Origin of the sequence: Streptomyces hokutonensis, from assembly GCF_000376565.1 — a bacterium.
Lineage (GTDB): Bacteria > Actinomycetota > Actinomycetes > Streptomycetales > Streptomycetaceae > Streptomyces > Streptomyces hokutonensis.
Genome location: NZ_BARG01000103.1, coordinates 14099 through 38255, shown reverse-complemented (window position 1 = coordinate 38255; position 24157 = coordinate 14099). Strand labels below are relative to the sequence as shown.

Sequence of the window (24157 nt, the reverse complement as noted above, 5' to 3'; positions counted from 1 at the left end):
GCGTCCCGACGGAGGGGCGGACCGGCCGCGGATGTTGTCACAGTCGGCACAGGAGACTCGGTGCGTACACGTTTTGCCGTTCTCGGACCGGTCAGGGCCTGGCGCGGCGACACGGAACTGGCGCTGGGACCCCCCAAGCAGCGGGCTCTGCTCGCGCTGCTGCTGACCGAGGCGGGGCATCCGGTCGCCGTCCACGAGATCGTCGACGCCCTGTGGGGACAGGACCCGCCGGACAGCGCCGTCAACGTCGTCCAGCGGCACGTCGGAGCACTGCGGCGGCTGCTCGAACCCGAACTCCCGGCCGGGGACCGGTCACGGTGGCTGCTGCGCGGCTCGGGCGGCTACCGCCTCGAAGTCGGCCCCGACGACCTCGACCTGCTGCGCTTCCGGGCCCTGCGGCAGCAGGCCGCGCAGGACGGTCAACCTCCCACCGCTACCGGGCTGTTGATCGAGGCGCTGGCCCTGTGGCGAGGGCCGGCCGCCTCCGGGATCGCGCCCGAGGTGCGGTCCCACCCGGCCTTCACCGCCCTCGACGGCGAGCACCTGGCCGCCGTGAAGGAGGCCGCGGAACTCGCCCTGGAGGCCGGACCGGGCCTGGGCGCACGGGTGTTGGTGACGCTCCGCCAGGCCGCGGCCCAACACCCCCTGGACGAAGGGCTCCAGGCCGGACTGATCCTGGTGCTCGCGGCAACGGGCCATCAGGCAGAGGCCCTTGACGTCCACCGGACCGTACGCACCCGCCTCGCCGACGAGTTGGGCGTTCAGCCCGGTCCCGAACTCCAGGCCGCGCTGCAGCGGGTGCTCGGGCACACCCACGCCGTGCGCGGAGGTGCGCGGCAGACCGAGCCCGCCGATGAGGTGGAAGGGGCGGCGCAGCCGGATGCCGTCGCCACCATCCGTCCCGCCCAACTCCCCGTGGATCTCCCCGCGTTCACCGGCCGACGCAGTGAACTCGCCCATGTCCAGGAGCTGTTGCCCGGGTCCGACGCGTCGACGCCGGCCGTGGTGATCAGCGCCATCGGCGGCATGGCCGGCGTCGGCAAGACGACCCTGGCGGTGCACTGGGCGCACAGCGTCGCCGACCGGTTCCCCGACGGGCAGCTCTACGTCAATCTGCGCGGCTTCCATCCCAGCGGCTCGATCATGAGCGCGGCCGAGGCCATCCGGTCCTTCCTCGACGCGTTCGGCGTCCCCGGACAGCGCATCCCCGCCGGCCTCGACGCGCAGGCCGCGCTGTACCGCAGCCTCCTCGCCGACCGGCGCGTCCTCATCGTGCTGGACAACGCCCGCGACACCGAGCACGTCCGCCCGCTGCTGCCCGGCGCCCCCGGCTGCCTGGTCGTCGTCACCAGCCGCAACCAGCTCTACGGCCTGGTCGCGGGCGAGGGCGCGCACTCGCTCACGCTGGACGTGCTCACCGAGGAGGAGGCGCGCGAGTTCCTGTCCCGCAGGCTCGGCGCCGAACGGATCGCGGACGAACCCGGCGCCGTCGCGGAGATCATCGCCCTGTGCGGCCGACTGCCCCTCGCGCTGGCCGTCGTCAGCGCCCGCGCGGTCGTCAACCCTGCCTTCCCGCTCGCCTCCATCGCCGCCGAACTCTCCGACAGCGAGGACAGCCTCGACGCGTTCGCCGGAGAGGCGCCCGCCGCCGACGCCCGCAGCGCGTTCTCCTGGTCGTACCAACTCCTCAGTCCCGCCGCCGCCCGGGTGTTCCGGCTGTTCGCCCTGCACCCGGGACCCGACTGCTCGCTCGCCGCCGTCGCGAGCCTCGCCGGGCAGCGGGTCGGCCAAGTCAGGCCGGTCATGGGCGAGTTGGCCCGGGCGCATCTGATCTCCGAGGCCCTGCCGGGCCGTTACGGCTGTCACGAACTGCTGCGCGCCTACGCCGGCGAGCTGGCGCGGACACACGACAGCGCGCAGGAGCTGGACGCGGCCAGGCGCCGCATGCTCGACCACTACCTGCACACCGCGCACGCGGCCGACAGCCTGCTGATGCCCAGCCGCGACCGCGTCCAACTCCGGCCGCACACACCGGGGGTGACCGTCCCGAGGCTGCCCGACCAGGCGGCGGCCGTCGACTGGCTGGAGACCAACCGCTCCGCCGTGCTCGCCGCGATCGAGCAGGACGCCCGGCACGGCGGCGGCGAGCACAGCTGGCAGCTGGCCTCCGTCCTGGAGCTGCATCTGGACCGGGGCGGCCGCTGGCCCGAGCAACTCGACGTGCAGACAACGGCGGTCGAGGCCGCCCGGCGGCTGGGCGACATACCCGGCCAGGCCTTCGCCCACCTCGCGCTCGGCTTCGTCAGCGGTCGTCTGGAGCGGCCGGACGAGGCCGACGCACATCTCGCGCGCGCCCTGGAGCTGTTCGGCGAGATCGGCGACCTGGGCGGCAGGAGCCGGACCCTGCGCAGACTCGCCTTCCTGGCCAACGGGCGTGGCCGGCACGAGGACGCCCTCGACCACTACGCCGAGGCGAGCGCCCTCTGCCGCGCGGCCGGGCGGCGCAACGACGAGGCGGGCATCGCCAACGAGGTCGGCTGGACGTACATCCTGATGGGCAAGTACGAGGACGCCCTCACCGAGTGCGCCCTGGCGATCTCCGCGCACCGGGAGACGGGCGACCGCAACGGCGAGGCCGCCGCCCTGGACAGCCTCGGCTACGCCCATCACCATCTGCGGGACCACGAGCGGGCGTTGGAGTGCTACGAGCAGGCGCTGAGCCTGTACCGCGAGATCCGCGACCGCTATCTGGTGGCCGACACCCTGGCGCACATCGGCGACACCCACCGCGCCGCCCACCAGGACACCCGGGCCGCGCTCGCCTGGAATGAAGCGCTCGGCATCCTCGACGAGATCGGCCATCCGGACGCCGAACAGGTCCGCCGCAGGCTGAACGACCTCGCCGAACCGGAACGGCCGCCGCGACAGTAAAACGTCAGCGTCCCGAAAGCGGGCCCTGCCTACGCTCCCCGCTCCGCTCCACCCGGAGCAGGAAGCGCGTACGGCATTCCCTTTCAGGACTGGAACATGACCCCCACGACTTCCGCGGACCTCCCCACGGCCGCGCACCGCAACCAACTGCTGCGCACGATGATGTCCGAGCACGCGAAGGCACTGCTCGCCTACGCCGACAAGCTGCTGAACGACCGTCACATGGCGGAGGACATCGTGCAGGAGACCCTCATCCGCGCCTGGCCGCACGCGGAACGCCTCTACAGCACCGAGGGATCGGTACGCGGCTGGCTCCTCACCGTGACCCGCAACCTCGTCGTCGACCGGATGCGCAGCGCCGTCGCCCGCCACGAGACCATCGGCGCCGAGGACAAGGACGTCGCCCTGCCCGACCACACCGGCGCCGTACTGGCCTCCGTGGTCGCGACCGGCCTGCTGCGACGGCTGTCCCACGAGCACCGGGAGGTCCTGCTCCACACCTATCTGTGCGGCCGGACCGTGCAGGAGACGGCGCGCGTCCTCGGGATACCGGCGGGCACCGTCAAGTCCCGCCGGCACTACGCCCTCAACATCCTGCGCGCCGAGGCCGGCAAGGGACTCACGCCGGAACGGTGAGCCGTACATCGAGGACCGGGATGTCGACATGGCCGTCGGCGTCGGTGTGCCAGCGCCAGTGCGCGCCGTTCGCCTCGCCGCAGACCAGGCCGGTCCAGCCCGCGCCGCCCGGCCCGCACAGGGCGGCCAGCTCGGCGGCCTCCCGCTCGCCCGGAGTGCCGGCCACCACGACCAGCCCCCGCACCGGCCGGCGTGCCGCACCGGCGCGCACCGTCCCCCGGCCCGCGTCGGGCGCCACCGGAGCGGGGGCGTCGACCCGGGGAAGCTGCCGCAGCTCCGTCGGTACGGCGAGCGGCAGCGCGCTGTCCGCCCCGCGCAGCACGGTCACCGGAGTGCTCGGCCGGGTGCGCGCGATCTCCGCCAGCAGATTCTGTACGACGTCCCGCGCCACGGCCTGGTCACCGCCCACGCTGAGCACGCCGTCCAGACGGCTGAGGTCCACGAACACGGGTTCGCCGTCGGCGTCCGTGCCCGCCCGGACCAGGCAGGACGCGGCGATCGACTCCTGCGAGGCCGGCCTGCTGTCGTCGCCGGAGGCCAGCCAGCCGGCGGCAGCGGCCGCGGGGCGGCGCCAGCGCGTGCTGTCGATGTTCTGCCACGGAGCGTCGACCGTGTCCGAGGCCGTCAGCCACACCGTCACACCGGAGCCGTCGACACGCAGCGCGTGCACCGGCCGCTCGGGCTGCTGTCGGCCGGGCCCGAACTCGCCCAGGACGCCGTAGGCACGTCGTACCGACTCCGCGTCGGTCGCGAACCGGCGGCCCGTCGCCCGGCGCAGCGCGAGTCGGCGCCGGCGCCGACTCGGCTCGCCCAGCCTCCAAGTGGCGCGCCGCACGGCGGCGTACCAGGCACGCACCTTCCGCCTGCCCACGATGCCCGCGGTGATCAGGGCGAGCAGGATCGCGCCGAGCAGCGCGACGGCGGCGGCCAGCGGGAACGTGAACGCGGCGGACCGCCCGGTGCCCGGTGCGGCCGACTGTCCCGAACTCGGCGCCGCCGAGGCGGAGTTCTGGCTCCCGGTGTCCCGGGCCAGCTGGACCTCGGGACCCGAGGCGTCCTGCGGCAGCCGCAGGATCCAGCCGGGGTGGAGCGGGTCGCCCGCGCTGTTCAGCGCCCCGCCGTCCTTCTGCGCCTGCCCCTGGTTGAGGGCGAGGATCTCGCCGGCCCGCGAGGCGTCGCCCAGCGTGGCCGTGGCGATCGACTGGAGAGTGGCCAGCTGCCCGCCCGTCCGCGCCGGGTCCGGGACCACGAACACCTTGATCAGGTCGTCGGCGGCGGGCGCAGCGCTCGCGGAGGCGGCACCGCCGAGCGTCATCAGACAGGCCGCCAGCAGTGCCGCCAGGGCGTGCAGGAGCGTCAGTGGCAGGCGGTGCGTTCGTGGCGGGCGGTGCGCCCTGTCGGTCGCCGGCCTGTGCTCGGGCCTTCTGCCCGCGCCGTTGCTCATCGTGTCCACCCATGCCCTCCGAGGTTCCGTTGCACCGACTACACGGAGCCGCCCGGCGAGAACGTTCGATGCGAAGTCCCTTGAACCTTTCGGAACTTGGTGAACACGTGCGCCGTGAACTCGGTTGAACCTTTCACGACACCGACCCCGTGTACCTGGCGACCACACGTCACAGGCAGCGCACCGGGGGATCGCACATGGCACGTCGGCACTCCAGGCCCGAGGACTTCCAGCTCGTCGGCATGGACTCGGACCCGACACCCGGCGACCCCGACCTGATCCAGGGCGTGATGAAGCGCTACCGCGACATCGGCGACGCCGCGGAGAAGGCGCTGAACGTCCTGAAGAAGGACGGCTCGATCTCGCAGGGCCGCGGTTCGGCGATGGACGCGCTGAAGAACAAGATCGGCGACGACCTCCCGGACAAGCTGACCAAGACCGTCACCTCCTACCACGACGCCGCCCAGGCCTACAGCGACTACATGCCGCGGCTGCGCGAGGCCCAGGACACCTTCGACCGGGCCGTGGACCAGGCACAGGCCGCCGCACCACAGGCGAACCAGACGCCCAAGGAACTCGGCGCCAATCCGACCGACGCGGAGAAGTCGGCGGCGCGCAGCGCCCAGGACGCCATCGACGCCGGCAAGGCGCAACTCGGCGCGGCCAGAAGCCTCGCCGAACAGGCCAGGACGATGCGGGAGAGCGCGCAGCGGCAGTGCGCCGACGTGCTGGACCGGGCGGCGCAGGAGGCGATTCCGGAGCGGAACATCTTCCAGAAGATCGCCGACTTCTTCAAGGACTTCCCGTTCGTCCAGATCCTGCTCGCCGCGCTCGTCGCCGTCGTGGCGGTGTTCTTCCCGGTGGTCGGCGCGCTGCTCGGCGGGGCGCTGTTCCTGTTCAACCAAGTCGTCGCCAGTCAGACCGGGGGCATCAAGGCCGGCGACTTCGTCCTCGGGCTGATCGGGATCATCCCCGGCGGCGCCCTGCTGAAGCTGGGCGGCAAGGCCGTCCAGGCGATCGCCCCGGCCGCCGTGGCCGCCGTGAAGAGCTCCGGGTTCATCACGAAGACCGCCGGGACGATCACCAAGGTCGGTGAGTCCCTCACCAACAGCAAGATCGTCAGCGGTGTCCTCGCCAATCCGATCGGCAAGGTGGCCACGGAGGTCACCGGCAAGTTCCTGACCAACTCGGCGCTGGAGGCGGCCGGTAAGGCGGCCAACGGCGACCAGATCACGGCCGCGGGCGTCTTCGCCGGCGCCGCCGCCGGTGCCGTGGCCGGCGTCGCCTTCAAGGGCGGCATCGGCGCGATCGGCAAGCGGCGCGGGAACCCCGTCGTGGAGGAGGGCAAGGGCGGCCGGTTCGGCGACACCACGGAACCCGCGGCGGCGGACAGCCTGGGCAAGCGGGCCTCCGACCAGGTCGGCAACTTCGTCGAGGAAGGCGCCACCCTCGGCACGAAGATCGGCGTCGGCGTCGCCCAGGGCGGCGACCTCAACGAGGTGGCGGCCGGTGAGATCGCCAACTCGGCGTCGAAGCTGGCCGTCGGACCGGTCGGCACGGCGGGCCTCGGCCGCGCGGTCGACAGTCTCACCGACAAGATCCCGATCAAGGGCCAGGTCAGGCCGACGCCCGTGGTGCCGAACACGCCCGCACCCCCGCCTCCGCCGCCGGCACCCGTCGTACCCCCGCGGCCTCCGGTGGAGCCTGCCGACGTTCCGTTGCCGGATTCACCCACGCGTCCCGCGCCGGCGCTCCCGGTGGAGCCCGCGAATGTGCCGCTCCCGGATTCACCGACCCGGCCGGTGCCGCCGCCGCTGGCGCCGACGCGCCCGGCCCCGGTGGATCCCGCCAACGTCCCGTTGCCGGACTCGCCCACCCGCCCGGCACCGGCGACCCCGGTGAACCCCGCCGACGTGCCGCTGCCGCCCTCGCCCACCACCACGGGACGGCCCGCGGTGCCGCCGATCAACACCTCCGACGCGCAGTCGAACGGCGACGCCGGTTCCGCGTCCCCGTCGTCCGACGGGTTCGTCACCGCGCCGACCAGCCCCACGGACGGCTCGGACTCCGGCAACGGCAAGTAGCCGTTCGCCGCCCGCAGACCTCCGTCCCCGAAGGGACGGACCGCACCAACAACCAGCAAGGAGTACTCCCATGCCCAACTACGCCGTCAACTCGGACACCACCGCGTCCACTTCGCAGGCGCTGCTCAACGACTTCTCCCAGCTCCAGGACAAGCTCAACGAGGTCAAGGGCAAGATCTCCACCCTGCTCGCCGACGGCTACAGCACGCCGGCCGCCCAGCAGAAGTTCTCGCCGTTCTTCGACGAGTTCGCCAAGGGCTTCGACCAGGTCAATCAGGGTCTGCAGGGCATCGGCCAGTACGTGAAGGCCGTCGGCGAGGCCTTCGACCAGACCGACAACCAGCTCGGTTCCAACCTCGGCTGACCCACCGGCCCGTCGCCGCGGCGGGCGGTGCCGTACCTCCACACCAGAAGGATGATGAGCAGTGCGATTGACCGTCAGCGTTCGTGATCCGCAGGTCGAGGGGGTGTCCACCACCGTCGCCGTGGAAACCGAACCCTCCGCGCAGGCGGGCCGGTTGGCAGCCGAGCTGGCACGTGCCGTCGGGTACGCGGGGGCGGCGGCGGGGGAGCCGCCCCTCTACATCGGCCCGACGCCCGTCGAACCGCACACCACCCTCCAGGCGGCCGGTGTGCGCGACGGAATGGACCTCGGACTCGGCGCTCCCGTGCCCCGGGAGCCCGAGCCCGAGGGCCGCACCGAGGTCCGCGTGGTCTCCGGACCGGGCGCCGGAACGGTCTTCCGGCTCGTCCCGGGCGACTACGACATCGGCAGCGGCCCGGTGTGCCGCGTCCGCCTCGCCCAGGGCACGCCCGCCCTCGCGGCCCGGGTCCGGGTCCGGCTCGACGGCAGCGCCCAACTCCTCATGACCGACGGCGCGTTGCTCGACGGCAAGCCCGCACCGGCGCCGTTCCCGTGGCGGGAGGGCAGCCAACTCGCCGTCGGCGACATCCTGTTGGAGCTGACCTCGCGGCAGACGGCCCGTGCCCCGCTGACCCCGGCGCAGGACGGTCTCGGCCTGGAGTTCAACCGGCCGCCGAGGTTCCTGCCGCCCGCAGCGGGCGCCAAGTTCCGGCTGCCGACCCCGCCGGTCAAGCCCGACAAGCGGCCCATCCCGCTGCTCCCGATCCTGCTGGTGCCCGCGGCCAGCGCAGTGATCGCCATCTTCGTCACGCACCGCTGGTCCTTCGTCTTCATCGCGCTGCTCTCGCCGGTCGCCGCCCTGATCACCCAGTTCGGCGGCCGCAAGCAGGCGATGCTCAAGTACCTCGAGAAGAAAGAGGAGTACGAGCAGACGCTGGCCCGTGTGCGCGCCGACGTCGACGCCGCCGTACTCGGCGAACAGCACAACCTCCGTCTGTCACTGCCCGATCCGGCGACCCTGCTCCAGATGGCGGTACAGCCCTCGGAGCGGCTGTGGGAACGCCGTTGGCAGGACCCCGACTTCCTCTCCGTCCGCGTCGGCACAGCCGACCTGCCCTCCTCCATCAGCGTCGACGACCCGGACCAGGACGAGCACCGCCGGTCCACCGTCCCGCAGTTGAACCAGGTGCCCGTCAGCGTGGCGCTGCGCAGGGCCGGAGTCGCGGGTGTCGCAGGACCGGGCGCGACCCGGCTGGCCGGCTGGCTCGCCGCCCAGGCCGCCGCCCTGCACAGCCCCACCGACCTCCGGATCGTCGTCCTCGCCGGACCGGACGGCGAACGCGACTGGTCCTGGATCCGCTGGCTGCCCCACACCCAGGCACAGGGCGAGGACGCCTACGCCCTGATCGGCTCCACCGCCGACTCCCTGGCCCGCCGCATCGGCGAACTCGGCCAGCTCGTCGCCTCCCGCGTCGCGGCGGGTTCGGACCTCACCCGCGGCGGAGTGAACGGCTACCCCGACATCCTCGTCGTCCTCGAACAGGCCCGCCGCGCCCGCTCGTTGCCCGGCGTGATCGCCCTGCTGCGCGACGGCCCGTCCGTCGGCGTCCACACCATCTGCATCGACCGCGAGGAACGGCTGCTCCCCGAGGAGTGCGGCGCCGTCGTCGTCACCGAGGCGGGCGCCACCACCTCCCGGGTCCGCACCGGCTCCGGCGCCGCGCTGGAGCACGTCCGCAGCGACTCGCCCGAGTCCGACTGGTACGAGCACTTCGCCCGCGCCCTGGCCCCGCTGCGCGGTGTCGGCGACAGCGACGAGAGCGCACTCCCGGGCGCCGTACGCCTGTTGGACCTGCTGAAGGTCGAACCGCCCACCGCCGAGGCCGTGGTGGCCGGCTGGTCGCTGGGTGGCCGCAGCACCCGGGCCGTCCTCGGGATCGGCTACGACGGTGAGTTCGCCGTCGACCTGGTGCGCGACGGCCCGCACGCGCTGATCGCCGGCACCACCGGGTCCGGCAAGTCCGAGCTGCTGCAGACCCTGGTCGCCACCCTCTCGGTGGTCAACCGGCCCGACGAGATGACCTTCGTGCTCGTCGACTACAAGGGCGGCAGCGCCTTCGCCGAGTGCGCCGACCTGCCGCACACCGTCGGCCTGGTCACCGACCTCGACACCCGGCTCGTGGAACGGGCGCTGGTCTCCCTCGGTGCCGAACTGCGGCGCAGGGAGACCCAGTTGGCGCAGGCGGGCGCCAAGGACATCGAGGACTACCTCGACAAGCGCTCGCGCGGCGGCAACGTCCTGCCCCCGCTGCCCCGACTCCTCCTGGTCGTCGACGAGTTCGCGTCCATGGTGCGCGAACTGCCCGACTTCATCTCGGGGTTGGTCAACATCGCCCAGCGCGGCCGCTCCCTCGGCATCCACATGGTGCTCGCCACCCAGCGCCCCGGCGGCGCGGTCACCCCGGACATCCGCGCCAACACCAACCTGCGCATCGCGCTGCGCACCACCGACACCTCCGAGAGCCGGGACATCATCGACGCCCCCGACTCCGGTGAGATCTCCCCGGCCAACCCCGGCCGCGCCTACGCCCGGCTCGGGCCCTCCGCCCTGCTGCCCTTCCAGTCCGGCCGCGTGGGCGGTCGTAGGCCGGGAGGCCAGCCCGCCGCGGGAACCGAAGTCGCCGTCCGCGCCGAGCCGTTGACCTGGCAGAACCTCGGCGGCCCGCTGCCGAGCGCGCGCTCCCGGGGCGGTTCTACGGCCGCGCAGAGCGAGGCCGTCACCGACCTCGCCGTCCTCACCGGAGCCATTGCCCAGGCGGCCCGGCTCGCGGACGTACCGCGCCAGCCGAGCCCCTGGCTGCCGCCCCTGCCCGACCTGCTCCCCTGGACGGCACCGCCCTCGCCCAAGCCCACCCTTGAGCGCGAGGCGGCCCTGCCGGCCGTCGAGTACGGCATGGTCGACCTGCCCGCGCAGCAGACCCGCACCGCGCTGGTCCTCGACCTCGACCGGGCCGGCCATCTGCACATCGTCGGCTCGCCCCGCAGCGGCCGCTCCCAGACCCTGCGCACCCTGGCCGCCGCCCTCGGCCAGGCCCACGGCGCCGACGACGTCCACCTCTACGGCATCGACTGCGGCAACGGCGCGCTCAACGCCCTGACCGCGCTGCCGCACTGCGGCGCCGTCGTCGACCGCAACCAGATCGAGCGGCTGGGTCGGTTGCTGGACCGGCTGGGTGCCGAACTCACCGCGCGCCAGAGCATCTTGGGCGCCCGGGGCACCGCCGACCTGTCCGAACTGCGTGGGAGCCAGGCCCCCGAGGAGCGGCTTCCCCACATCGTGCTGATGGTCGACCGCTTCGAGGTCTTCGAGCGCGAGTTCGCGTCTTACGACAACGGCAGTTACATGGAACGCATGATCCGACTGCTGCGCGACGGAGCGGGCGTCGGCATCCATGTCGTCCTCGCCGGTGACCGGGTGCTCGGCAGCAGCCGGTTCTCCGGCACCACCGAGGACAAGATCGTCCTCAGGCTCAACGACCGCCAGGACTACTCCAGCGTCGGCATCCCCACCAAGTCCGCGCCGACCGACCCGGCACCGGGACGCGGCATCCGCACCCAGGACCTCAGCGAGGTGCAACTCGCCGTACTGGGCGAGGACTTGTCCGGCACCGCGCAGGCCGACATCCTGCTCGCCCTCGGCCAGGAGCTGACCGAGCGCGAGGCCGCCGTCCCCGCCGAGCGCCGCCCGATCCGCCTCGATGTGCTCCCCGACCGGGTCACGTACGAGGAGGCGCTCGCCCTGCACACCCAGGGCGGGCCGATGCGTCCGCTGGTCGCTGTGGGCGGCGACGTCCTCACCTCGCTCGGCCCCGACCTGACGGACGTACCGACCTTCGTGATCGCCGGGCCGCCGCGCACCGGACGCAGCACCGCCCTGCTCGGCGCGGCGGAGTCCCTGCTGGCGGCGGGCGCCGGCCTCGTCGTGCTGGCGCCCCGCCGCTCGCCGCTGCGGCAACTGCTGGGACGGCCCGGTGTGGCCGCCCTCATCACCGACGCCGAGGTGACGGTCGACGAGTTCCGGCAGACGCTGGGCAGCGTGCCCGAGGAGTACGGCGTGATCGTCGTCGACGACGCCGAACTGTTCATGGGCGCCGAGATCGACTCCGACCTCGCGCTGCTCGCCCGCGGCGGCGCGGGCACCGGCTGGGGCGTCCTCGCGGCCGGCAACGCCGAGTCCCTGGCGCTGAGCCTGGCCGGCTGGATGGGCCAGGTGAAGCGCAACCGCACCGGCATGCTGCTCTCCCCGCAGGGCCTGAGCGACGGCGAGGTCATCGGGGTGAAGCTCACCCGGGGCGTCGTCGGCCAGGCCCCGCAGCCGGGCCGGGGCCTGCTGCACCTGGGCGACGGCACCCTGCGCTCGGTCCAGGTACCGCTGCTGGAAGCGGAACTCTAGAAGCGGGAGGCGCGCTCCCGAAGTCCCCCCTGAGGGAGCGCGCCTCCTCCCCGCCCGCAGCCCAGGACCTGCGCGGCGGGACAGCGAAGGGCGGCCGGACCGACGTGGTCCGGCCGCCCTTCGGCCTGCCGTACGGCGTGAAACTCAGGCGGCGACACCCTCGGCGCCGTCGGGAGAGACCTGGACATCGTCGTCCGTCACGAAGCGGAAGGTGCAGGTGATGGCGTCGAAGAGGTCGTACACCTCGTTCTTCAGCGGCAGGTTGGGGCTGGCGAGGGTCACGACGAGGAAGTCCTCGGTGCTGCCGGGCACCGGCATCATCGTGTGCATCGTCAGCAGCTTGACGTCGATGTCCCCGGTCAGCCGGGTCACCTCGGTGCCGGTGACCCGGGCCACCGTGCCCACATGGGGCACCCTCGCCGACATGATGACCCGGTCCTTGGGCGCCACCCCGTTCGCCGAGGAGACACCGAGCCGCGCGGACAGCACGGGGAGGGTGAGTTCCTCGCCCTTGGGTGTGTTGACGGCGAAGACCATGCCGTACGCCATGAAGAGGCCCTCGGTGTACATCGTCGCCGTGCCCGCCGCCAGCAGCGCCCCGTAGCGGCGGGCCGCCCTCGTCACCTCCCGGCCCTGCCGGAACATGTCGTTGATCGTGGCCTTCTCGCGGGGGTCGTCGGTCGAGGCCAGGGCCTGAGCCCGAGTCCTGGCCAGTTCCTCGCCGCTCAGGTCGACCTGTTCCCAGGAGTCCGGGATGTCCAGCAGAAATCGCTGTGCGGTGTTCATCGGTCAGCTTCCACCTTTTCCGCTGTCGAGGTTCGACACCGCGTCCTGGTCGGTCTTCTCGAAGGAGTCCAGGATGCTGCCGATGGCGTCCTTGATGCCCAGCACCTGTTTCTGCAACTGGCCCTTGCCGTCGTCCCACTTGTTCTCGAAGTTCTGGGCGGAGCCACGGGCCAGCTCGGGCCCGAAGGCCGCCTCGAAGTCGAACGTGTTGTGTCCGATGTCGATGTTGTCGTGCACGAAGCCCAACATGTCCTGGGCCTCCTTGAGTTCACTCCCGGGGATGTTGACGTCCGACGCCACGGCGGGCCCCCGTTTCTCTGCGGTGAGGATTCGTGTCTGCTCTGCACACGAGGTCGGAGGCCCGGAACGTTCACCGCCGTTGAACCTTTGCCGGGGGCTGTCTCGTGTTGCACACATGACCCCGCTCCAGACCCGCCCGCTCTCCTCCAAGAGCACCGCGCGCCGTGCCGTTGTCGCCTCCCTGCTCGCCCTGACCGGTGTGGCGGGCCTCTCCGCCTGCGGCAAGACGATCTCCATCGGCGACAGTTCGGCCCCCGCCTCCTCCGCCCCCGCGTCGTCGGCCGCCCCGGCCTCGCCCTCCGCCTCCTCCTCGGCCGCGACTTCGGGGCAGGGCGGGGGCAACTCGGCGCTCCAGGTGGTCGATTCGACGGCGAAGGACGCCGGCCTCACCGGCACCGGCGGGACCGTGGTCGGGGCGGTGGTGCAGGAAGCGCCGCCGAAGTGGGTGCAGTTGTCGGCGGTGACCTCGTCCTCGCTCTCCTCACCGCACCTGATCAACATCAACCAGGCGGCGCTGTACCGCTTCGACGACGACACCGCCGCCCCCTCCAAGTCGAACTGCAACGACGCCTGCGCGGTGAAGTGGCCGCCCGTGACCATCGAGGAGGGCGGCAACGTCTACCTGGCGGGCGTGAACCCCAAGGAGGTCGGGGCCATCCGCCGCCAGGACGGACAGGTCCAGATCACCGTCGGCGGCTGGCCCGTCTACCGCTTCTCCGGCGACAGCAAGCCGGGCGACCTCAACGGCCAGGGCGTCGGCGGCACTTGGTTCGCGGTGGGCCCGACCGGCGACAAGGCGACGAACTGAACTCGCCGGCCGAGCCCACCAGTCGGACCTATGAGCCGGTCGTCCCGAACGTGATCCTGTAGTAGCAGGCCCCCTTGCACGGCATCGTCGCCCCGTCGTCGAAGGCGTACGAATAGGCATAGGGGGCCGCCTTCTTGAAGACCTGCGTGTAGTCGACCGGCCACTTCGACGGGACGCAGTTCTCGCGGCCCGCCCACGCGCCGCGACAGCAGTACGTGTCACCGCCGAACGCCGCGCAGGGCGGCTTGCAGCCGACGACCTGGCCGCCCGACACCGCCCGCATCGCGGCGGGGCAGTCGACGTCCGAGGTGCAGACGCCCTTGTAGCAGCCACTGGAGCTGACCGGGTCGGCGGTCGTGGTGTGCGAGATGTTGATCCACATCGGCAGGTTCGAACCGTCGACCATGCTCACGTCGTAGAAGTCCATCCCGGCGTACGCGTCGAACGTGAACTCACCCAGTGTGGTGGGCGGGTTGGCGCCCTCGCACACGCTGGTGCAGTCGCCCGTCGCACAGTGACCGGCCGCCGTCGAAGTGCACCCCGTCCGACCCCAGATCCGGCCGCCCCAGTTGTTCGCCACGGTCACCGACAGGCTCCGGCCCGGGGCGAGTTCGCGGCCCTTCGGGTAGATGGCGGTGTTGGTGACGATCGCCCAGACCGTCTTCGGGGTGCGGTTGACGACCGTGATGAGGCGCTTGCCGGCGGGGGCGGTCGAGGGCTGGTTCGGTGCCGGTGCGTCCGCCTTGGTGGTCGGTCTGGGCGTGCTCTTCCTCGACGCGCCGGCCTTGGGGGAGGGGGAGGCCGAAGGCGACGGAGAGGCCGAGGTGCTGTTGCTCGCCGAGGGGGAGGGCGAGGCGCTGCGGGACGCGGCCGGGCGCGCGGCAGTGTCCTGGTGGGCCGTCGTGCGGCTGCCGCCCGTTCCGGACGGCGTCCACACGCTGTAGGCGATCAGCACGGTGGCGGCCGTGGCGAAGGCGGCTGCCGTGACGTACCACCAGCGTCGGCGGTGTCCCTGCCGGCTCGCGCCGTGTCTTCTGCGTCCTCGTGCCATCGTCCTCGGGCCTTCCTGATGCTCTTCGGATGCGGTCCAGATGCGGTCCTGCGTATCGGTGACCTTTTCGGCGGCGGCTCGACAACATAAATTCGGACGCGACCGGCTGATTTCTTCTGTTGTCCTGTTTTCTGTAGTCCTTGCGCGCGTCGGCGGTCTCCGAAGCAGAGAGATGCCACGGCCGGACCACACGCGGAGGAACGAACCCAGATGCGCAAGAAGCCCAGGAGCGGCCCCGACGCGGGCGTGGTGACGGCCGCGTGCGCGGGCGACCGGCAGGCCCTGGATCACCTGCTGACGCAGTGCCTGCCGCTGGTCTACAACATCGTCGGCCGGGCCCTGAACGGTCACGCCGACGTCGATGACGTCGTACAGGAGACGCTGTTGCGCATGGTGCGGGGGCTGCCGAAGCTGCGGGATCCCTCCGCGTTCCGGTCCTGGCTGGTGGCCATCACGATCAGACAGGTCCGGGACCGTGAACAGGCGCGGGCCACGGACCGCGACCGCAGGGCGCATCTTGAGGACGCGGAGGCGATCACCGACCCCGCCCTCGACTTCGCCGGACTCACCATCCTGCGCCTCGGGCTGACCGAGCAGCGCCGTGAGGTCGTCGAGGCCACCCGCTGGCTCGACCCGGACGACCAGGAACTCCTGTCCCTGTGGTGGCTGGAGGAGACCGGCGAACTCGAACGGGCCGACCTCGCCGGTGCGTTGGGGCTCTCCGACCGGCACGCCTCCGTCCGCGTGCAGCGCATGAAGAAGCAGATGGAGGTCTCCCGGGTCGTGGTGCGGGCGCTGGTCGCCGCACCACGCTGCGCGGAACTGGACGAGACGGCCTCGACGTGGGACGGCGCGCCAAGTGCCTTGTGGCGCAAGCGCTTTGCCCGGCACATCCGTGGCTGCGGGGTGTGCCAGGGGCTGGACGAGGGACTGCTCCCGATGGACCGGCTGCTCAGCGGGCTGCCGCTGGTGGCGGCACCGGCCCACTTCGACGTGTCCCGGCTGCTGGACGCCGTCCCAACTACCGCTCCCTCAGGGCACGGTGGCGGGCATCGAAGGCCCGGGAGCCGCTCCGCCCGTATCGGCGGCAAGCAGCTCGTGGGCGGTTCGGCGGCGGTCGCCGTCGCCGTGGTGGCCGCGCTGGTCGCGCCCCGGCTGACGGGCGGTTCCTCTCCTACGACGGCGGTGGCATCGCCGTCTCCCACTCCGGTGGTCAGTGTCACGCCGAGCCCCACGCCCTCGGCGACACCCGGCAAGTCCCCTTCACCTTCACCGAAGGCCAAGCCGAGCCCCTCGCCCTCGAAGCACATCCCCGCCGCCCCCGTGCACATATCCTCCGGCGCCAAGAAGGGCGTCGGGGTGTGGACGTTCGGCGGGGTGAGCCAGGCGCTCGCCGCGAGCGGGGCGAGCTGGTACTACACCTGGAACACCCAGCACTCCGGCATCACGACACCCTCCTCGGGCTCCTTCGTGCCGATGATCTGGGGCGCGAAGTCCGTCACCGACGCCTCGCTCGCCCAGGCCCGGTCGTACGGCCCGTATCTGCTGGGGTTCAACGAACCGGACATGGCGCAGCAGTCGAACATGACGGTCGAGCAGGCGCTGCAGCTGTGGCCCAGGCTCATGGCGGCGGGCAAGATCCTGGGCAGCCCCGCGGTCGCCTACGGCGGGGACACGGCGGGCGGCTGGCTGGACCGCTTCATGTCCGGGGCCCAGGCGAAGGGCTACCGCGTCGACTTCATCACCCTGCACTGGTACGGCGGCGACTTCCGCACCCCGCAGGCCGTGCAGCAGCTCAAGTCCTACCTGGCCGCCGTGTACGCGCGCTACCACAAGCCGATCTGGCTCACCGAGTACGCGTTGATCGACTTCTCCCAGGGCACCCGCTTCCCGTCCGCGCAGCAGCAGGCGGACTTCGTCACCGCGTCCACCAAGGCGCTCGACGGCCTGTCCTATGTGCAGCGCTACGCGTGGTTCGGGCTGGGCGCGGACCCGGCGAAGCCGAGCAGCGGCCTCTTCACGAACGGTACGACGACGACCGCGGCGGGCCGGGCCTTCCAGTCCGCGGACTGACCGGCCCGGCCGCGCGCACGGTCAGGGCCTGTCCGGCGGATCAGGTCGCAGGAAAGCTTCGGCGCCTGATCAACGCCGGTGGGCGTGCCAGACCCCGCGTCCGCGGCATGATCCGCCGGACAGGTCCTAGGGGCTCACTCCCCAGGTGATGCGGTAGCCGCACTCTCCCGAGCAGGTGAGGACGCTGGTCGCGTCGTCGTTGACGTAGGAGTAGGCGAAGGGCTCGGCCTTCTTGAACACGGCGGCCGAGTCGACCGGCCACGACGAGGGGACGCACTGGGGGCGCGCCGCGTAGGCGCCCGTGCAGCAGGTCTTGTCGGTCTTGAACACCAGGCAGGCGCTGAGGCACGCGACGACCCGGCCGCCCCTGATCCGCTGCAACGCGGTGGGGCAGGTCGCGTTGGCGTCCCGGGTGCATCCCGCTGCGGAACAGCCGTTCGCGTCGATCCTGTCCTTGGACGAACCGCCGTAACTGTTGATCCACATCGGCAGGTTGTTGCCCTCGACCAGGCTGACGTCGTAGAAGTCCATGCCGTTCCAGGCGTTCAGGTTGAACTCGGCCAGTGTGGAAGGGAATTCACCCCAGGTCGACCCGCACTGGAAGTGGCCGCAGTCCCCGGTCGTGCAGTGGCCGTCGCCGGCCGCGTCGAAGTTGCAGCCGGTGCGTGCCCACACCCGGACGTCCCAGTGGTCGGGGACCGCGAAGCTGACGCTGGCCCCGGGCTTCAGCACCCAACCCGTCGCCTCCACAGGGTGTTTGGGGTCCGCCGCGATCGCCGGCCAGATCGTCCGGTCGAGCCGGTTGACCAGCGTGACGGTCCGCCTGCCGACGGCCTTCGGCTGTCCGGCGGCGGTCGTGCGGGACGGCGAGGCGATGACGTGGGGCGACTTGCGCGCGCGGGGAGTGGGCGAGGACGTGGTCCGCGGTGACGGCGTCGTCGTAGGCGAAGTGCGGGGAACTGACGGGGAGTTGGCGGTCGCCGTGGCGTGGGTGGGCGACGGGTCCGCGACGGTACGGTCTCCCGACGACGGCCCGGTCTGCGCGCGGGCCAGCAGTACGCCGGTCACCACCGCGAGGCAGGTGAGGACCGCGGCGGCGATCATGGCGGCCTGTCTACGAGGCATCTCTCAACACTCCTGTCCGTACCCACGTCTCCGCCGTGCGGCGATACGGCCGGCGGAGCTTCCGTAGAGGAGACCGGCGGCCGTCGTGCCGGACAACGGAAAACGGGACGGCGATACCTGTTTCGGACGAGTGCGCCGTGGGTGAGCAGTGCTGGCCATAAATCGATCAGAAGTTGGCAAGTCGGCCGCGATTGATTCTCCGTACAGTGCGGCAGCGGGGCCGAAGATCATCTGATCGGCCCGGAAGTCCGGATACCCGCGACCTTGTCGCAGGAATCGCGACCCTGTTCAGAAATTGCTCTGGAGACACACCGATGAAGATCGCCAGACGTCTCATCCTCACCACCGCGGCCCTCACCGCCGTGACCGCCGGCACGCTCGTGAGCGCGACCGTCGGCCAGGCCGCCACCCCGAAGCCGCCCGTCCGCCTCGGTGTCACCGTGCCCGACGCGCTGAAGGTGCCCGACGGCAACAAGCTCACCGGCGTCTTCTCCGCCGCCGGCGTCCAGACCTACACCTGCACCAACGGCGCCTGGACCCTGCTGGAGCCCGCCGCCACCCTGTGGGCCAAGAACGACCGCACGCACCGCTCCGTCGCCCTCCACTCCCGTGGCCCGGTGTGGGTGTCCACCGTGGACGGCAGCGCCGTCAACGGCTCCGCGATCGCCAACTCGCCCAAGACCGGCACCATTCCGGAGCTCCTGCTGAAGTCCACCGCCACCCGCGGCACGGGCGTCTTCGGCGGCGTCTCCTACATCCAGCGGCTGGGCACGGACGGTGGCGTCGCCCCGGCCGGTGCCTGCACGGGTACCGACCAGGTCAGCGTCCAGTACACCGCCACCTACGCGTTCTACAAGCCCGCCGAGTAGCACGACAGGCAGCACGCAGGCAGTGGCCTCCCGGACAAGAGGGGGCCACTGCCCTGCCGCGTCCCAGGCGGCAGCACCCGCGACCCGAAGGAAATGTGAGAGAGACCGTGTTGTCCGAAGACGGCGATCACCAGGCTGCACCCCAGGCACAGCGCGGACCGGGGCGGCTGATCGCCGGTCGGTACCAGCTTCACGACGTCCTCGGCCGAGGCGGCATGGGCACGGTCTGGCGCGCCCACGACCAGCTGCTGGACCGGCCGGTCGCCGCCAAGGAACTCCACATCCTCACCCACGGCGACGAGGAGCACCGCATCCGCGTCCGCCGCGCGATCCGTGAGGCCCGCGCGGTCGCCCGGGTGCCGCACCCCCATGTGGTCGGCGTCCACGACCTGGTCGAGTACGAGGACCGGCTGTGGATCGTCATGGAACTCGTCCAGGGCCCCTCGCTGGCCCAGAGCATCGCCGGCACCGGGCTGCTCACGCCGCGGCACACCGCCGCGCTCGGCCTGCAACTCCTCGACGCGCTGGAAGCCGTGCACGCGGCCGGCACCCTGCACCGTGACGTCAAACCCGCCAACGTCCTGCTGCGCCCCGACGGCAGCGCCGTCCTCACCGACTTCGGCATCGCGGCCCTCGACGACGGCGAGTTCCTGACGACCACCGGCGAACTCGTCGGCTCCCTCGAGTTCATGGCGCCCGAGCGGGTGATGGGCTGGGAGGTCGGCCCGCCCTCCGACCTGTGGTCCCTGGGCGCGACCCTGGCCACCGTCTGCGGCGGACAGTCCCCGTTCCGCAGACCCGCGCGGCCCGCGACCCTGCACGCGGTGGCGTACGAGGCACCCGTCCTGACCGAGCGGCTCGGCCCGCTGCGCCCGGTCGTCGAGGCGCTGCTGCGCAAGTCCCCGGACGACCGCCTCACACCGGCGAGCGCGCGGGCCGCGCTCCGGCGCGTGGCGGCGGGCGAGCCGGACGCCGGTCACCTGCCGTCGGCGACCCTGCGGGTGTCCGCCCCTCCGGCCGCCGCGCACGAAGCGGACACCATGACGAGCGGCCGTGATCTGTTCACTCCCACCGAACGGCACACGACATCGCTCAACTCCCGGCCCCGGCCGCCCCGTTCGCCCCGTGGACGACGGCTGCTGTGGGTGTTGGCCGGAACGGCCGTACTGGCGGCGGGAGTTGTGGGCGGACTCTTCCTCACCGGGACCCTGCCGCCCGCGTCGGGCCCGAAGACGACGACCACCCGTCAGGTCGTCCAGTCGGCGACCGGCTGGCAGCCGGTGACCGGAGTGACGATCCGGCGGGGCGACCAGGTCACCGTGCGGTACGTCTCGGGGCAGTGGACCGCCGACTACCGCAACATGCCCATGGCCGGGCCGGCCGGATACGACACCGCCACCGACCACCTGCTGGACGGCGCGCTCAACTGCAAGGCCGACGCCAAGGCCCCCTTCGCCACCCTGCTCGCCCGGCTCAAGGGCAGACAGACCTTCCCCATCCATCCGGTGGGCCGGAAACTCACCTTCCGAGCGACCGGGAACGGCACCCTCCAACTGGGCATGAACGACCTCGCCGGGTCCTGCTCCTCGGACAACAAGGGCACGATGACGGTGCGGGTGAGTGTCACGCACTGATCTCCCCGCCGGCGCTCAACTCCCTTGCGGCGGCTCCTGTTCGGCCCTGATCCGGCCGTGCACCTCCCAGTCCCACACCGTCTCGCGCACCTCGTCCAGCGCGCGGGCCAGATGTCTGCGATACGTGCTGAACGCCAGGTTCAGCTTCCGCGCCACGGCCTCCTGCGTCGATGTGGAGTGGTACGTCGCCGTCAGCACCTCGTACAGATGCCGGGTGCGGGGATGGGCGTTCAGCCGCTGTACGGCCTTGTGGATCAGGTCGCGCAGGGCGGTCACCGGGTCGCCCTCGCTGAGGTCCTCCACCAGCCGGCTGCGCAGCAGCGGGTTGTCGGCGAGCCCGCCCGGGTCGAGCCAGCCGCGCAGCGCCTCGCGGACCGCGGCGTCCGACTCCTCCCGACTCAGCGACGTCAGACGGGAGTTGGGCTTTGCGGCCGCCACGGCCGGTGCCCCGCCGAGCAACCGGGCGTCGATTCCCTCGGCCCACTCCTCCACCCGCGCCGCCCGCCAGTCGTGGCAGAACAGGCCGTACCCGCGGTCGGCGTGGACGGCCTGGCGGGGCGGCTGGAACATGCCCATGTAGGTCATCAGCGGCGCCCAGAACTTCGGTTCGGCACTGACGAAACAGGACCAGGCGCAGTGCTTGGCGCGCAGCAGCTCGAAGACGATCCGCATGCGCACCAGGTCCCACGACCGCGAGGGCCGGTGGTGGTTCTCCTCGTGCACCATGAACCGGGCCACACCGAGGTGTTCGCCCTGGCGCGGGGGTGTCATCGCGGACACCAAGTCCCACGCCTCGGCCGTCACGGGGTCGGCCGCCCGGGTCTCGTCGTCCAGCTCGTCGATCCTCAACCAGGCCATGAATCCCAGCAGTTGGCCCGACTCGCAGCGGCGGTGGACGTGGAACGCCTCGGGCTGACGCGTCAACCAGTGGGCGACGACACGGGCGTTGTGCTCGCCCTCGATCCTGCGGGTCAGCTCGATCAGCGCCGGGGCGTCCTCCGGCCGCATCGGCTGCTCGTGGACGGCCCCTTCGGCGCGGTCGCCCTGGAACGCGCGCAGCCACTGCGCCCTGGAGACGATGTGGTTGAACTCGCGGGCGGCGCGCAGGGCTTCCTTCTCCGGCGCCTCGCGGACGCGCTCGATCAGGTGCCGGCGCACCGTGCGGTGCATGGCCCTGTAGCGCGACGGATCGCGCCAGCGGAAGTCGCTGTCGAGGGCGTCCCGGACGACGTCGTACGGGCGCACCCCGAAGGGCCCCGACTTCATGAAGGACAACTGCCGCAGCCAGGAGAAGAGTTCGGTGGCGTCCTCGTCGGGGAGCGCCACCCGCAGCAACTCCTCGGTGGTGTCCGCGACATGGCCGCACACCTCCAGCGCCCGCCGGTGCGCGGACGACGGCGGCTTGCCGACCAGATGCGTCAGCAGCCGGTCGACGACCGTGCGCAGCGGCGCCCAGAAGACCTCGTCCGTCGACGTGTTGTCGTGCGTCGCCGCCTCCGCGGCCAGTCGCAGGGCGAGGGGATGGCCCGCCGCGAACCGGAGCAGAGCCGCCTGCGAGGAGGGGTCGACATCCTGCGAGGTGAGCAGGGCCGCCGAGTCCGCCGGCCCCAACTCCCGCAGCGGCACGACCTGGAGCAGCTCGCTCCACCCGAGGTCCGCCTTCCAGAGCGGGTCGGGGGCGAGCCGTCCGGCGACGACGACCAGGGCGCCCGCCGGTAACCGGGGCAGGAAGCGGTCGCGTATCCACTCCTCCATGTCCCGGTAGCGCTCGAAGTCGTCGACGAGCAGGACAGCGTTGTCCTGGACGAAGACCTCGGCGGTCGCCGCCTCGAAGGCCGACGGGGAGCGGTCGATCGTACGGGCGTCGACGCTCACGACCGGCCGGCCCATGGCGCGCGCCTCCGCGGCGAACCGCTGGAGCAGGGCGCTCTTGCCGATGCCGCCCGGTCCGTGCAGCACGACGACCGTCGGGGCGCCCGGTTCACCGGCCGCCGCGCGGCGGAACAGGGCCAGTTCGTGCTGCCTGCCGACGAAGTACTGCAACCGGGCGGACGCCAGTCTGTCGGCCAGCACGGCGGAGTCCTCCTTCGCCATGGCGTTCCTTTCCCCGGAGCCGACCTCTTCGGGCCGCTGCGAAACCTACCGGGTCGGACCGGACGACGGGACACGGCCGGACCTTACGTAGGTCTTACCGGGGCGGGTGGGTCGTCCGTGGAAACGGTAAGAGACCCGCTTCTTTGTCCTATTCGCACTCGTTGAGGAACGCGAAGGGGTCCGTAGCCCTCCTTCTGTGTGAAGGAACGAGCACAGGCAAGGAACCGGGGACTGAGTGGCATGGGTTTGACCAGCGAGACTACCGTTTATGTGATGGCGGCCGTCGCCGTCGTCTGCGTGGCGCTGCTTGTCTGGCTGTGGCCGCGCCTCGCCAAGCCCGGAGTGCGGCAGGTGCTCGGGCGGCTGACAGCCATCGGAGTGACACAGGTCACGATCATCGCCGCGTTCGCGTGCTGGCTGAACTCCTCGTACCAGTTCTTCGGATCGTGGGACGAGCTCTTCGGCAACACCGACACCGCGCCCGTCGGCGTGACCCAGGCGGCCGACCACAACGGCGGCGCGACCGGCGTCTCCGTGAAGGGCGCGCTGGTGCAGCCCGCCTCCGACGAGCAGCTGAACCGGGTCAGCGGACTGCCCACCGGCAATCCCGCGGTCAACGGCAAGGTGGAGTCCGTGAAGGTCATCGGCCGCCGCACCGGCGTCGTCGACCCGGCCTTCGTCTATCTGCCCCCGCAGTACTTCCAGAAGGCGTACGCCAGGCAGCGTTTCCCGGTCGTCGTCGCGCTCAGCGGCTACCCCGGCAGCATCTTCAACCTCGCCCAGTACCTGCGCGTCTCGCAGACCGCCGGTGAGCTGCAGAAGAACGGTCAGATGCAGCCGACCATCATGGTGATGATCCGGCCCACCATCGCCCCGCCGCGCGACACCGAGTGCGTGAACGTCCCCGGCGGGCCGCAGACCGAGACCTTCCTCGCCAAGGACCTCCCGCAGGCCCTCAAGTCCGTCTACCGGGTCGGCCACGACGCCAGCGCCTGGGGCGTCATGGGCTACTCCTCCGGCGGCAGTTGCGCTTTGCAGCTGACGATGCGCAACCCGCACGTCTACACCACGGCCGCCGCGCTCTCGCCGGACTACCGGGTCAAGGACGACCCCACCACCGGCAACCTCTTCGGCAGCGGCCTGGGCCGCGTCAACCGGGTCAACGGACACGACCTGATGTGGCGGCTGAAGCACCTGCCCGCACCCCAGGTCTCCGTCCTGGTCGCCGAGAGCAAGCACGGCGAGCGCGGCTACCCGCAGACCCTCGCCTTCATCAAGGCCGTCAAGGCGCCCATGCGCGTCGTGTCCATCCTCCCCGAGTCGGGCAGCCACAACTTCCCCACCTGGGTACGGGAGATGCCCGCCGCCCTGAAGTGGATGAACCAGCAACTCACCTTCCCCCAGGACGTCGTGCCCCGGCACCTCCCCAAGAAGAAGGCCCACAGCACCGTACGCGCGGAGGGCACCGAGCCCACCCCGACCGCCCGCACCCACAAGTAGCGTCC

16 protein-coding genes are annotated in these 24157 nt (G+C 71.8%); 10 read left to right on the top strand and 6 right to left on the bottom strand.

Features of this window, described 5'->3' with window-relative positions; translation table 11 throughout:
* Positions 1-60 precede the first annotated feature (60 nt).
* Together SSP08S_RS49795 and SSP08S_RS60345 are read left to right on the top strand one after the other, a co-directional pair.
* Positions 61-2931 carry an AfsR/SARP family transcriptional regulator gene (locus tag SSP08S_RS49795; RefSeq protein WP_019075151.1) on the top strand — a complete coding sequence of 957 codons (2871 nt, stop codon included), beginning with the start codon at positions 61-63 and terminating at the stop codon, positions 2929-2931.
* Between the two features lie 96 nt (positions 2932-3027).
* A complete protein-coding gene (locus tag SSP08S_RS60345; RefSeq protein WP_019075150.1) occupies positions 3028-3567 on the top strand; it encodes a sigma-70 family RNA polymerase sigma factor in 540 nt (179 codons plus the stop codon).
* On the opposite strand, the gene SSP08S_RS49785 is transcribed toward SSP08S_RS60345, so the two are convergent.
* On the bottom strand, positions 3551-5020 hold the full coding sequence (locus SSP08S_RS49785) for a hypothetical protein (RefSeq protein WP_026179505.1): 1470 nt from the start codon (positions 5018-5020) through the stop codon (positions 3551-3553). The two genes, SSP08S_RS60345 and SSP08S_RS49785, sit on opposite strands and share 17 nt — an antisense overlap.
* 188 nt (positions 5021-5208) lie before the next feature.
* On the opposite strand from SSP08S_RS49785, the gene SSP08S_RS49780 reads away from it, so the two are divergent.
* The 3 genes from SSP08S_RS49780 (at position 5209) to SSP08S_RS49770 (ending at position 11912) form a co-directional block, all read left to right on the top strand.
* The gene (locus SSP08S_RS49780; protein ID WP_026179504.1) at positions 5209-7095 is read left to right on the top strand and encodes a putative T7SS-secreted protein; all 1887 of its coding nucleotides are present in this window, start codon (positions 5209-5211) and stop codon (positions 7093-7095) included.
* Between the two features lie 70 nt (positions 7096-7165).
* Entirely contained in the window at positions 7166-7459 is a 294-nt protein-coding gene (locus tag SSP08S_RS49775) for a WXG100 family type VII secretion target (RefSeq protein ID WP_019063359.1), read from the top strand.
* Between the two features lie 67 nt (positions 7460-7526).
* Entirely contained in the window at positions 7527-11912 is a 4386-nt protein-coding gene (locus SSP08S_RS49770) for an FtsK/SpoIIIE domain-containing protein (protein WP_019075149.1), read from the top strand.
* 144 nt (positions 11913-12056) lie between these two features.
* On the opposite strand, the gene SSP08S_RS49765 is transcribed toward SSP08S_RS49770, so the two are convergent.
* Entirely contained in the window at positions 12057-12698 is a 642-nt protein-coding gene (locus tag SSP08S_RS49765; RefSeq protein ID WP_019075148.1) for a hypothetical protein, read from the bottom strand.
* Positions 12699-12701: 3 nt separating this feature from the next.
* The gene (locus tag SSP08S_RS49760; RefSeq protein ID WP_019075147.1) at positions 12702-12998 is read right to left on the bottom strand and encodes a hypothetical protein; all 297 of its coding nucleotides are present in this window, start codon (positions 12996-12998) and stop codon (positions 12702-12704) included.
* Positions 12999-13113: 115 nt separating this feature from the next.
* Here SSP08S_RS49760 and SSP08S_RS49755 point away from each other — a divergent pair, with 115 nt between their 5' ends.
* Complete coding sequence (locus tag SSP08S_RS49755) at positions 13114-13806, top strand: hypothetical protein (RefSeq protein WP_019075146.1); 693 nt, start codon at positions 13114-13116, stop codon at positions 13804-13806.
* Between the two features lie 28 nt (positions 13807-13834).
* On the opposite strand, the gene SSP08S_RS49750 is transcribed toward SSP08S_RS49755, so the two are convergent.
* Positions 13835-14857 (bottom strand): thaumatin family protein, encoded by a 1023-nt coding sequence (locus tag SSP08S_RS49750; protein ID WP_245608120.1) that lies wholly within the window; start codon positions 14855-14857, stop codon positions 13835-13837.
* A gap of 210 nt (positions 14858-15067) precedes the next feature.
* Here SSP08S_RS49750 and SSP08S_RS49745 point away from each other — a divergent pair, with 210 nt between their 5' ends.
* Positions 15068-16930, top strand: coding sequence for a sigma-70 family RNA polymerase sigma factor (locus SSP08S_RS49745; RefSeq protein WP_019075143.1), 1863 nt, complete (start codon positions 15068-15070; stop codon positions 16928-16930).
* Between the two features lie 126 nt (positions 16931-17056).
* Here SSP08S_RS49745 and SSP08S_RS49740 read toward each other — a convergent pair whose 3' ends face one another.
* Positions 17057-18055, bottom strand: a complete 999-nt coding sequence (locus tag SSP08S_RS49740; RefSeq protein WP_158697336.1) for a thaumatin family protein — start codon at positions 18053-18055, stop codon at positions 17057-17059.
* Between the two features lie 314 nt (positions 18056-18369).
* Here SSP08S_RS49740 and SSP08S_RS49735 point away from each other — a divergent pair, with 314 nt between their 5' ends.
* A complete protein-coding gene (locus SSP08S_RS49735; RefSeq protein WP_019075141.1) occupies positions 18370-18924 on the top strand; it encodes a DUF3455 domain-containing protein in 555 nt (184 codons plus the stop codon).
* A 107-nt stretch (positions 18925-19031) separates the two neighbouring features.
* Positions 19032-20558, top strand: a complete 1527-nt coding sequence (locus SSP08S_RS58595) for a serine/threonine-protein kinase (RefSeq protein WP_051106146.1) — start codon at positions 19032-19034, stop codon at positions 20556-20558.
* Between the two features lie 15 nt (positions 20559-20573).
* On the opposite strand, the gene SSP08S_RS49725 is transcribed toward SSP08S_RS58595, so the two are convergent.
* Positions 20574-22652, bottom strand: a complete 2079-nt coding sequence (locus tag SSP08S_RS49725; RefSeq protein WP_019075140.1) for an ATP-binding protein — start codon at positions 22650-22652, stop codon at positions 20574-20576.
* Between the two features lie 240 nt (positions 22653-22892).
* On the opposite strand from SSP08S_RS49725, the gene SSP08S_RS49720 reads away from it, so the two are divergent.
* Positions 22893-24152: an alpha/beta hydrolase gene (locus SSP08S_RS49720; RefSeq protein WP_019075139.1), complete on the top strand. Its 1260-nt coding sequence runs from the start codon at positions 22893-22895 to the stop codon at positions 24150-24152.
* Positions 24153-24157 lie beyond the last annotated feature (5 nt).